Source organism: Bacillus sp. JJ1521, assembly GCF_036965165.1.
Lineage (GTDB): Bacteria > Bacillota > Bacilli > Bacillales > Bacillaceae_L > Ferdinandcohnia.
Genome location: NZ_JBALOX010000147.1, coordinates 520 through 12,558, shown reverse-complemented (window position 1 = coordinate 12,558; position 12,039 = coordinate 520). Strand labels below are relative to the sequence as shown.

General features: G+C 36.5%; 11 protein-coding genes. 2 read left to right on the top strand and 9 right to left on the bottom strand.

Features of this window, described 5'->3' with window-relative positions:
- Positions 1–3 precede the first annotated feature (3 nt).
- The 7 genes from V7147_RS18825 to V7147_RS18795 all read right to left on the bottom strand — a co-directional run bounded on the left by V7147_RS18825 (position 4) and on the right by V7147_RS18795 (position 6,751).
- Complete coding sequence (locus V7147_RS18825; protein ID WP_335369368.1) at positions 4–729, bottom strand: KDGP aldolase; 726 nt, start codon at positions 727–729, stop codon at positions 4–6.
- Positions 707–1,447: a creatininase family protein gene (locus tag V7147_RS18820; RefSeq protein ID WP_335369367.1), complete on the bottom strand. Its 741-nt coding sequence runs from the start codon at positions 1,445–1,447 to the stop codon at positions 707–709. Before V7147_RS18820 ends, V7147_RS18825 begins: the two co-directional genes overlap by 23 nt.
- An 11-nt stretch (positions 1,448–1,458) precedes the next feature.
- Complete coding sequence (locus V7147_RS18815; protein WP_335369366.1) at positions 1,459–2,451, bottom strand: phosphotriesterase family protein; 993 nt, start codon at positions 2,449–2,451, stop codon at positions 1,459–1,461.
- 110 nt (positions 2,452–2,561) lie between these two features.
- The gene (locus tag V7147_RS18810; protein WP_335369365.1) at positions 2,562–3,857 is read right to left on the bottom strand and encodes a PTS ascorbate transporter subunit IIC; all 1,296 of its coding nucleotides are present in this window, start codon (positions 3,855–3,857) and stop codon (positions 2,562–2,564) included.
- 23 nt (positions 3,858–3,880) lie between these two features.
- A complete protein-coding gene (locus V7147_RS18805) occupies positions 3,881–4,147 on the bottom strand; it encodes a PTS sugar transporter subunit IIB (RefSeq protein ID WP_335369364.1) in 267 nt (88 codons plus the stop codon).
- Between the two features lies 1 nt (position 4,148).
- Complete coding sequence (locus V7147_RS18800) at positions 4,149–4,586, bottom strand: PTS sugar transporter subunit IIA (protein WP_335369363.1); 438 nt, start codon at positions 4,584–4,586, stop codon at positions 4,149–4,151.
- 26 nt (positions 4,587–4,612) lie between these two features.
- Positions 4,613–6,751 (bottom strand): BglG family transcription antiterminator, encoded by a 2,139-nt coding sequence (locus V7147_RS18795; RefSeq protein ID WP_335369362.1) that lies wholly within the window; start codon positions 6,749–6,751, stop codon positions 4,613–4,615.
- Positions 6,752–7,213: 462 nt separating this feature from the next.
- On the opposite strand from V7147_RS18795, the gene V7147_RS18790 reads away from it, so the two are divergent.
- Positions 7,214–7,678 (top strand): DUF2663 family protein, encoded by a 465-nt coding sequence (locus tag V7147_RS18790; protein ID WP_335369361.1) that lies wholly within the window; start codon positions 7,214–7,216, stop codon positions 7,676–7,678.
- A 257-nt stretch (positions 7,679–7,935) separates the two neighbouring features.
- A complete protein-coding gene (locus V7147_RS18785; RefSeq protein WP_335369360.1) occupies positions 7,936–9,336 on the top strand; it encodes a DUF4910 domain-containing protein in 1,401 nt (466 codons plus the stop codon).
- A gap of 354 nt (positions 9,337–9,690) precedes the next feature.
- Here V7147_RS18785 and V7147_RS18780 read toward each other — a convergent pair whose 3' ends face one another.
- Entirely contained in the window at positions 9,691–11,298 is a 1,608-nt protein-coding gene (locus tag V7147_RS18780; RefSeq protein ID WP_335369359.1) for a PTS transporter subunit EIIC, read from the bottom strand.
- A gap of 49 nt (positions 11,299–11,347) precedes the next feature.
- Positions 11,348–12,039, bottom strand: a 692-nt coding sequence (locus V7147_RS18775; RefSeq protein ID WP_335369358.1) for a M20/M25/M40 family metallo-hydrolase, incomplete at its 5' end; no start/stop codon positions are given.

The window sequence follows — 12,039 nt, the reverse complement described above, 5'->3', positions numbered from 1 at the left end:
CATTTATTTTTCCCCCATTACCAATTTAATGATTTTTTCAACCTCTCCTGGGATTGTTCTTCCAGTTTCCTTGTCAATTGTTGAACCAAATACATGTGGCATAAAAATTGGTATACCAGTAAGATGGACTGCATTCACGATGTCAACAATATTTTCGGAAGAGATTCCACCTGCTGGTTCAACTGCATTTAATCCCTTTTTGGCCGCTACTTTACATATATAAACTAATTCTTCTAGATGAGTTTTACCTTTTAGAGGCATAAATTTAATAGATTCGATTCCCATCGATGCTGCTAGGTCAACTAGCTCTTCCACTCTCATTTCGACTCCTGTTGAAAGTTTGATAGTGCCGACTTTCCCCGAGGGAGCAACAAGTCCATTGACAACCTGATGAATACCTTTTGCATTCAAGTATCCAATGGAGTAGTTCGTTTTTTCAAATGGTTGATTGATATGCCCTGGCTCGGAGCCTTCAGCAATTTTTAACACTTTTTCCCAATTTGCTGGGTTTCCATTATCTCCAAGACCAATGCTTAGTACCTCAGCAACTTCCTTTAATTCTTTTACCTTTTTAACTCCGTCCTCGATGTTAGTAAAATCAGATGAAACGATTCCAGGAACAATATAGCCTTTTCCTGCTTCTATGATTTCTTCTGCATTTTGCTTATCCTTTGCTAAAAAATTGAATAAAAGAAAATCATCAATTTTATTTAGTTCCAGTAATTTCATGTTTCGCACCTTCTATCAATTTCACCATATTTTCAATTGCCACTTCGATAATTTCCCCCCCTTTTTCCTTCGTTGCCAGCTTTGCGTCTCCAAGAACTGCAGAGGTCGTGAATTCCTCCCATGGTGTTGGCGTAACGTCTGCACTATCTGGTATATTCGGAATGTCTGTGATTGCTTTTGACATATCAACATACTCTTCGGCTAAGTAGAGCATGTAAGAAGTTTCAATTTCACAAGCATGAAAATATGTTGCATGGAAAGAATTAGTTTCTCTGACTTCTTCCGTAACTTTTTTCGTACCTGGATAAAACAAATACAGAATTTTATAATCTGGAAATTGCTGATATAACTTTCTTGCAGCTTCCTTTAATGCTACTGCATTTCCTAGGTGGCCGTTTATCATCGCAAACACTCTAAAGCCCTGTTCATATAGGCTTATGCCCAAATCCACTAATAATGAAATCAAAGATTCATTACTAATGTTGATACTTCCAGGGAAGTTCTTTAAACTCCACACTTGACCGTAGGGTAAAGTTGGCAAAACAAACGCTCCTGTTCTCTCCGCGACCCTTTCTGACACACGCTCAGCTAAATAGTTGTCTGTCCCTAGAGGCAGATGTGGACCGTGTGCTTCTACAGCTCCTATCGGTAAAATCGCAATTTTACTAGTTTCTATCTTCTCTTTAACCTCGAAGGAATTTTCATTTTGAAAGATCATGGCTGCCCCCCCTATTCCTTGAATGCGAAGCATCTTGCTGGATTTTCAACAAAGAATTTATGGATTAGTGCTTCACCATCAAAGCCTTGACGATTCGCATCATCGACAAAGCGTGGAACCCATTTCGCAATAATATATTCAAGACCTAACCCGTAATCATAGTGCTTGTAATATGTTTTTCTAGCTGTATCGCCACTTACTAGAATTTGATTTTCATAACCTTTTTTCACAAGCTCTAAAATAGATTGAATTCTTGTACTTTCTGGTGCATATTTGATTTTTGCAACTCCATCAAAGCTTAAGTATGCTCCTGTTTTTGCAATTTGTTCATGATAATATGGGTCTGGATTTCGATCCATATGTCCTAGGCTTAAATATTCAAGGTTTACATTCTCTCTCATTAATAGTTCAAGCTGCTCTAATCCCATTGTTCCTGCCTCTGTATGTGAATGGACAGGGGCTTTTGTTTCATGGTGTGCTCTTGCAACTGCTCGTAACGTTTTTTCCTCTAATGGAGTAATACGATTATAGCCAGTTCCAAACTTTACTTGACCCGCTTTAAATGGTGTTCCCTCAAGTCCTTCCTCAACTTCACGAATCACAAATTCAGTAAGCTTATTGATAGGCGTCTTATCAATCCATTCCGCATAAGTTTCGAAATTACCGATAATCGGCTTAAGTTCTTCCTTAATACGGGCATCCCATAAAAAGCTCTTATTAAAACCTGCTGTTCCGATAATCTGAATGCCGGTTTCATCCGAAATTTCTTTTACCGCTTGTACATCACGTCCATAATCGATTGCCGTTGCATCAACGATTGTCTTTCCACCGTAATGTTTAAAATCTTCAACATCCTTCTGGGATTTCTCCTTATCATCGAGCAATAAATCATCTACACCTCGTTGAACCCAGTAATCAGGTCTACATACAATATGTTCATGCGAATAAGTAAATCCTAATTCTGTTGGATTAATATCTCCTTTTAATGTACGAATAAAGCTCATGATAGTCCCTCCTACTTTTTCTAAAAACCTATGAAAATATATCAAAAATAGTATGGTAAAGCGTATTGATTAAAAAACCGACATGCTTACACATGTCGGTGTTATACAGTTTAAAATAATAGTTGCGCGATTGCTTTCACAATTGGACCAAGTACAAACATATCAGAGTCTGCTGCCCACATTGCAGTATCAGGAATCGTAGAATCTATAAGGAATTTAACTGTTAGATATTGTCCCCATGCAACTACTGTTGCTGTTACAAAACCACCGATAAGTGCTCCACGAACTCCTCCAGTTGCATTACCAAACACACCCGCTGTTGCTCCGTGGAAGAATAATACAATCATTGTTGGTACAAACACATATGCTACAACATTACCTAAAATCACTAACCAGATTAAAGCCCCAGCAAATGCACCTAAGAAGCCTAGGATTACTGCGTTTGGTGCAAATGTGAATACTACTGGACAGTCTAGTGCTGGTTTAGCGCCAGGAACTAGTTTTGTTGCTATACCATTGAAGGCTGGTACAATTTCACCGATAAACATTTTAACCCCCAGTAATACAACAGCAATACCACCGGCAAATGTTAATGATTGAATAATAGAGTAGATGATAAAGTTCTGATCACCCGACTGTGCAATAAGTTCATCGGCACCTGGCGTGCCTTTTGACATTAAAATTACAGCACCTATGAAGAATAAGATTCCCATTGTTAAAGCTGTAATTACATTTGAATCTCTTAAAAACTCTAGTCCTTTTGGTAATTTAATTTTCTCTGAATCATTTTCCTTATTACCTAATACTTTCCCAAGTAATGCTGCTAAAAGTGCTACAACAGCAGAGGTATGCCCTAATGCAATACTGTCATTACCTGTTACTTTACGCATAAATGGTTGCACTACTGCAGGTTGGAATGTCCAATAAACTCCCATAAAGATTGATAAAAAGATTACTAGTTTCCCGAATGAAACATCACCAACTGCATCAATAATAATTCCGGCAAAAATCATTGTTGTCCAGAACATCATATGACCTGTCAGGTAGATGTATTTGAATTTTGTAAAACGGGCAAGTAATACGTTAATAATAAATCCGATAAACATTGCAAGGGTAACAGCTGATCCGTATTTCGTACCAAATGCTTCTTGACCTAAAAAGTTTCCAAATGAGCTTATTTCTAATCCAAATACTTCCTTCCACATTGGCTCGAAAACGGTTAGCGCTCCCACAATTACTCCAGCACCAACATTGATAATTAAAAATCCTATCATCGCTTTAAAAGTACCACTAATGGTTTGACTAGTAGATTTCTTCTGTAAAAGTAAACCAAGTAAAACAATAGAACCTAGCAATATTGCTGGTACACCAAATATATTGGTTGCCATCCATTGAATTGCTTCCATTCTTCATACCCCCATCTTTTGTTTTAGTTAATATTACTTTGTAAAGCTGTTTTGATTTCATTCATATCAAAATAATTATTCACGATGATTATTTTTGAAGAGTGTCCCTCTAATGATTGAGCAAGTTCATTACTAGTAATAATATAATCTGGTCTTTCACTTGAAGCACTTGAAACATCCGTATTCTCTACATCGGCTTGCATCCCTAATTCACGTAACACAGTTTCTACATTAATGCGTAAAATTAAGCTAGTTCCTTGACCTAATCCACATACACATAAAATTTTCATCTTACATTCCCCCTATAATTATTTTTATTTGTTGATAATTTGTAGCTTCCTCTAATTTTTTGATATTTTCTTGATCATTTAAAAGTATGATTAGCTTTTGTAATATTTGAAGATGCTCATCACTTGATGAAGCACCTAAGGCAAATACAAACTTTACTGGATCATTTAATTCACTACCAAATGCGATTGGATCCTTTAGCCGGATAAATGATACGGATGCTTCGTTTACTCCATCTTCTGGTCTCGCATGTGGCAAAGCAATGCTTGGTGCAAGTACAAAATAGGGTCCATTTTTCTTATAAGATTGAATCATCGCCTCTACATATGACTCATTTACAGCGTTTTCATTTACAAGTAAGTTCCCTGCTTGCTTGATTGTATCCTCTGGCGAAGACGCATGTACATCAAGCGCAACAAGACCTTCCTCTAAAAATTTCATGAAATAATGCTCCTTTGTCTTTTGGATTAAATGGAATATGCTTCTATTGTTTGTAAAATGGTATCAATGGATTTTGCTTGAACCATTTTTTTTACATTCATTGGCTCAGAAAACATCGTTGTAAGTTGAGACAATGCTTTTAGATGTGTTTCTCCATCAATTGCTGCCAACACAATAAGAAGATTTACTTCATGTCTTTTAGATTCTGAAAATTGAACTCCTTCTTCTAGGCAAAGTAAACTCATTCCTAATTTTTTCACACCATTTTCAGGTTTTGCATGTGGTATTGCTACTTTTGGAGCCACAACTATATAGGGTCCTAACTGAATGACTGTGTTAATCATGGATTGAATATATTCCTCAGTAATGTTCCCCTTCTCGAGTAACGGCTTTGCCCCTACTCGAATAGCTTCTTTCCAGTCTGTACTACCCTTTTTGATCTGAATGAATTCCCTTGTCAGCAATTGATGTAAAGAAGGTTTTGTAGATAAAACTACCTTTGATTGATGGTTGGAGAAATATTTTCGTACTTCCCTTTCTAAACTCTCTTCGTCCTTGATTGTGGCATGTTTTTTAATGATCCCCATTAACCCTTCAATAGAGGTCGATTGCTCAATCATATTCGTTCCAACCAAAGCGTTTACATTTTTTAAGAGACTTTCCTTTTCTGCCTCTGAAAGTATAGGACTTACCACAAAAACAGGTTTATCTTTTTTTGTTAGTGGAGTAGTAGAAACAACAAAGTCAACTTCATAATCATTTATTTCATACTCACGTAAGGATACACTTCCTACAATATCAATTGTAGAAAAAAGTCCCTCAAGTTGATGTTCAAGTAGTTTCGAAGTGCCGACTCCACTTGCACAAACAATCAGCATTTTTTTCCGATTAGCAGGCGTTACACCAGTTCTTCTCATCCAGCCGCCAAAATGCATGGCAATTAAAGCAACTTCATTTTCATTAACTTTTTTTCCAATTACATTTTCTAAATGATGAATCACTTTTTTGGTCAATAAGAATACATCTGGATACTTTTCTTTCATAAGTTCAGCCACCGGATTTTCGACTTCAAGGCCATATTTTATCCGATAGTAGGATGGCTTTACATGTAGTAGTAAGTTTCTTTCTAATAAGTCTCTTTCCTTAAGAAATACACAAGCATATTTCTGAAAATCTGAAACCATTTTAGGTACGACTTCCGCTAAAACATGTGTTGGTGTATTTTCACTATCTTGGAATTCTCCTTGAGATGACTGTACTCTTGAACTTAACAAATGTTTTGTAATATATAAGACTTCATCATGCGGAAAATCCACATTAAAGACATAAGAAAGTTTTTGAGCGATTTTAAAAGCTGCTTTATATTCTTTCGTTTCCGTCAAGACCCCTTTTTCTACTTCATCTATGCTTATTTCCTTACCTTGCATTAATCGTTTTCCAAAAAATAAAAATCGAAAGGTTAAGCTATTGAAGAAATCATCCGTATATTGGACACTCAGATCCGTTTCACTTTCTGCAATGATCCTCTGAACTGCCTTCAATTCTTCCAATTCAAAAAGATTTAGTCTGTTCTCTATATTTGAACCTGCAAGGTTGAGCATCGTTGTAATTTTGGCCAACATCGTTTTCCAACCTTCATTCGGAAGGACATTTGAGAGATAATAAACTATTGCTTTCCTTTTATCTTCCTCTTGACCAATGATTCGATAACCCGTCTTCCGTTCAAATTCAAGTTTTAAGTGAAACCTTTCTATTTCTTCTTTTAGTACTTTGAGATCGTCAATTGTTGTATTTCTGCTTACTCGTACCTTCTCAGCTAAATCCTCTAAAAATAATGTGGAATCTCTTCCAAGCAAATAAAGGGCTAACCACCCTTTTCTCTCTTTTGCGGAGTAATCATATTGCCAGGAAATGAACAGTTCAATCTTTTCTGGTATACGTTTGGACGTTTCCTGCTCAAGACCAAACCCTAGTCCTCTTACCTGATTTACGGGTTTTAGGTTATTCTCTTTTAGCCATCCATTTATCTTTTCAATGTCATAATAAACTGTTCGTCTTGAAATCTTGAATTTTTCCATTAGTTCTTTTAAAGGTACAAATGATTCTGTATTTACAAGATGTGATAGTATAGCAGTACTTCGTTGATCTAACGAAATGTTCAGCACCCCCTTTGCACTCTTTAGAGTTTGTGCAAGAAAGTAGTTTTTATAGGATGTTTCATCCTCTTGTCTATACTATACCCTCTGTATTTACAAATGTGGAGACCAAATGATGTTCAAACCATTTGTGCAAAATTGGACCTTATTTTTTTATTTTGTGCATATTTAATTTGGAAGGTTTTTAGTGATTAGTTGGAACAAAGTGGTAGTTGTATAAATCAGTATTGATGGTCAGGTGCCCTGTATGTAATTAACAACAAGAACACATCTTGGTTATAATAAATTCTCCCTTTTCATACCATTTGTAGTAAAAAGTGCTGCAAAGGGTTGTCTTCTTCTAATAAAATCAAAATCCTTTTTATTCACTCTTTTAACAAGAAGCTTGTCATATTCCTACTGAACAAAAAATAATATATACCAAACGTATAGAATCATAAAGTTATTAAAGTTCATGTTAGGGGGAGTACAATGGCTGATAATAGTTTTGCGGCACCTTGGCATCAGGAAGGAACTAGTATATCAAGGGCTGATGGAGATTCACTGGATCGATTACTTGATTTTAACGAAAAGCATAATCGAAAAAAAACAATGCATAGATTTTTCTTGTACACATTAATTGGATATGCCTTCTACTCAATTATTAAGTATTTCTTATACACCCCATTTGCATTTGGTAATTCTGCAATTTTCGATATGCTATTTACGAATAAAAATATCGTTAGGGACGTATTTTTCGGAGCAGTGTTATACTTCACTTCAAAATTTTCCTTTGATTTAAAAGAAAAAGCGAAAGATGAATACCACTCCCTACGAAGTGAAATTGTTGATTTATCGAATAAAGAATGGGTAAAAAAATATGATGATAAAACAAATCAAGAAATCTATGAATATTTCAAAAAACATGATATAAAAATAAATCATAAAACGAAATAGATGTAGGAAAGGCTGCCTGCCCCTATGCTTTAGCGCATTGGGTAGGCAGCCTTTTGTCGATAATACCCACACCTTGATATATCCCCTTCTCCTTTCGAAGTATTTTCCTCACAGGAATAATGTCCCGTTTGCAACGTAATTCATTGGAAACATGAGTTTCGACCTATATTTTTCTAAGGACAAGCTAACTTATCAGAATTTTCAAAATGATATATGCTTTTCTCGTGTACTATTAATCTAGTAAGAGGAGGCATTTCATGAAAAAACTAGTTATATCGTTTGGACTTACTACAACTCTCGCATTTGGAGCCATTGCAACACCTTCAGTATTTGCAAAACCAATCGAAGTCACGCAATCTCAGAAGGAGAAGTTCTTTGATCACAAGGTGATTAATCAACTTAATGTAGACAATATTTATAACAACATTGCTCACCTTTCTGAAACACCACGTGTTGCGGGGACTGAAGCAGAACACAACGCTGTTCAATACATAAAAGAACAATTTGAATCCTACGGATATGAAACTGAAATTCAACCGTTTACCTTCTATGGCTATACACCTCCTAGTTCAATCGAACTTTCGGTAAATGGCTATGACGGTACCCTCCACCCAAGTTCTTTCACATACACAGTAAATGGGGATGTATCAGGTGAGCTTGTCTATGCAGGATTAGGGACAGTTGCAGAACTTCAAGACACTGACCTTACTAGAAAAATTGTTCTAATTAAGCGTGGCGAGATCTCATTTGCAGAGAAAGTGTTGAATGCTGCAGAAAAAGGAGCTTTAGGAGTCATTATTTTCAACAATACTTCAGGGGCTTTAAATGGGACTCTTGGAGAAGCGAATGATAAGTATGTGCCTGCTGTTGCTTTAACGAAAGCGGAAGGTGATGTACTTTATGAGGCACTTGTAAGTGGAGAGGTTCTTCAAACTTCCCTTCAGGTTGAAGGTGCAAGAGCTGGTGAAAGTATTTCCCATAATGTAATTGCAACAAAGAAGCCGACTAATAAGCAAAAAGATACAAATGATGTAATTGTCGTTGGGGCGCACCATGATTCAGTAGCAGGTGCACCTGGAGCAAATGACGATGCATCAGGCACAGCTATGACACTTGAGTTAGCACGTGTATTAAAAGACATTCCTACAGATACAGAAATTCGTTTTATTACGTTTGGTGCTGAAGAGCTAGGGCTACTTGGTTCCGCACATTATGTGGCAAACTTACCAGAGGACGAACTGAACCGGATTATTGCAAATTTTAATTTAGATATGGTAGGAAGTCGTGATGCAGGTAATTTAACAATGGCAACTCTTGATGGTAAGCCTAATCTAGTTACTGAGCTTGCTCAAGCATCAAGTACAAGACTAAATGGGGAGCCTACTCCATTTTATGCTGGTGGTAGAAGTGACCATGTACCATTTGCAGAAGCTGGAATCCCAGCTGCATTATTCATTCATAGTCCATCAGAGCCTTGGTATCATACACCAGAAGACTCACTAGACAAAATCAGTAAAGAAAAACTCCAAGATGTTGCTGAAATCGTCGGTTCTGCCATCTATGATCAAGCTCGTTTTGACAATATGGGACCAAAGCCTAAAAAAGGTCCAAAAGTCAAAGCAGACCCTGAGTTATATCATGAGCAATTAATAAAATAAGAGATATTCATTTTTCACAAACTACGAGCAGGGCCAATTGGCCTTGCTTTGTTAGTTTTCGATATTTTTTTCGAACATCCATTCCTGAACATGGTACCGGAATATCAAGTGATATGTACCAGGCTACTCCGGTTTCACAGTAATATTTTTTTCCTCACCTTCCTGAAGTTCGAAATAAATACTGAGCTTTAGACTATGAAGGCATACACTTTCTACCCTTTTCAAAGGTACTACGATAATAACCTTGGCAGAAGCTACAGGGCTCGCACCCCCCTCCAAGCTATAGTAATGGTCAAGACCTTTAAAAACATTCAAATAAGAGGAGTACCATATAGGTACTCCCCTCAAATTCTATTATTCCATCCCAATCGCAGTCTTAACTTGGCCCGCTAGAGTGATAACCTGTGTGCCGTAAATAATTTGTAAAGAGTTTCCATTGCGAACAACGCCTTGTGCACCAAGTTCATTTACCCATTTTTCATCGGTATCGACTAATTTAGCATCTTTTACTTCGACACGTAAGCGAGTGGCGCAATTTGTGATATTGTCAATATTGTCGACACCGCCAAGTGCTTTTACAATTCCAGAGATTTGATCATCTTTTTCAAGTTCTTTTAATTCTTTATAATCTTTTTTAGTAAATAGTTTAATCAGACTTTCTTTATCTTCACGACCAGGTGTTTTAATATTAAATTTTAATATCGCCCAACGGAAGCTAAAATAGTATGCAGCGAAATACGCTGGAATTAGGATTAGTAAAGATAAAGCGTTAACCTTTTCTGTTTGTAAAAGGTTAGGGAACATATCACGAACTGCGGTACCAATAATTGAAACATTTAGCGCTTCTGTAATCACATAAGATAGACCAGATAATGGAACGTGAATCAAGAAATAGAGTAATGGTTGTACAAATAAGAACGTATACTCAATTGGTTCTGTAACACCAATCAATACTGCCGTAGATACAGCAGGGATTAATAAACTTGCTACCTTCTTTCGATTTTCCTTTTTCGCCGTTATATACATTGCTAGGGCTGCACCTGGAAGTCCACCGAAGTGAAACAAAATTCTACCTGTCGTAAAGTTACGAACAATATATTCTGATTCATTTGGTGAACCCATTTGTGCAAGCATAATGTTACGTACACCCTCATATAGCGTTCCATCTACCATCATTGTTCCTCCGACTTTTGTATATTCAATCGGGAACGCAATTAAATGGTGGATTCCTAATGGAAGTAGTGCTCTATCTGCCGCACCAAAGACAAATGTACCAATTAATCCGCTTGTTGTAATAAAATTACTTAAGCTAGAAAGCCCCATACCGATTACAGGCCACACATAATACATGATAATCCCTACTGGTAAAACTATAAAAAATGCCATAATCTGAACATATCGTGGACCTGCGAAGAATGAAAGAGCATTTGGTAATTGTTTTTCACAATATTTATTATGGATGAGACTTGCAACAATACCTGCAATTATCCCAGAAAAAATTCCCATATTATAGCTGAAGATACCTAATACATGACCAAATAATGAATTGAAATTTTTAGCATCCTGCTCCGAATAACCATTTTGCATTAAAGCTTCAATTGTCGTTGTTTCAGGTGTTAAGTTGTTGATTGATAACATCGTATTAATAATCGTATTGATTCCAAGGAAAAGGACAACCCCTGCCATGGCAGCCCATCCTTTTTCCTTTCTCGCCAATCCGTAGGCAATCCCTACCGCAAAGAACACAGGTAGGAACCTCATAACCATGAACCCTAAGCTATTGATGATGGTAAAGAAATCGTGTATGAAATTTCCTTCTTTAATGAGCCATCCTAAATGAAGCGCATTTACGTTTTCTATATTAGCAAAAGCAGCACCAATCCCAATAAATATCCCTGCTACAACAAGTAGTATGATTGGAATCATCATTGAACCAGCAAATACCTGTATTCTTTCCTTCATCTTTATCTCTCCCCGTTTTATATAATAAAAATGGAAATGTCTTGATGATTTAACTTGTTGCTAATAATCGTAACGCCTCACAATAGATAATAATTGCTTTATACAATGTTTCAATCGTGATTTTTTCATTAGGTTTATGAGTATTAGGATTATCACCTTCGAATGTTGGACCAAATGCGACACAATTTGTTAATGCTCTCGAGTATGATATCCCCCCTTTTGTAATCACTTCCGCCTTTTTCCCCGTTACATTCCGATAAGCTTCACTTAGGTTTCTTATTAGAGTTGAGTTAGGATCCACATATAGTGGAGCTATTTTTTTATGAATGTTCAGGGATACATCGTGCAAATGGCTAATTTCTTTAAAACGTTCATGCAGATCTTCATTTGATTTCAATTTCGGATGTCTGTAGTCAAACCCAAGCTCAAATTCCTTACCATCAAACCTGATAAAGGTAATTCCAAAGGTTGAATGACCCATTTCTTCCGTTTCATAAAAGAGACCAATTTTCTTTCCATAAACATCATCAATTAACACGTTATCTAGGAATCTTTGAAAATGACCGAAATTTGTAAGGTCTTTGTCGAAGTTAAGTAGGTCCTTTCCAAAAGTAAAGAAAACATTGTCTCCTTTATGAGGATTTCTTGACAGGAGTTTTTCGCCCTTATAGTAAGCGGTTACATTTCCGCCATTAAAATCAATTTCTGAAGCGCATAGTAGGTAGGTAGCCAGCTTTTCAG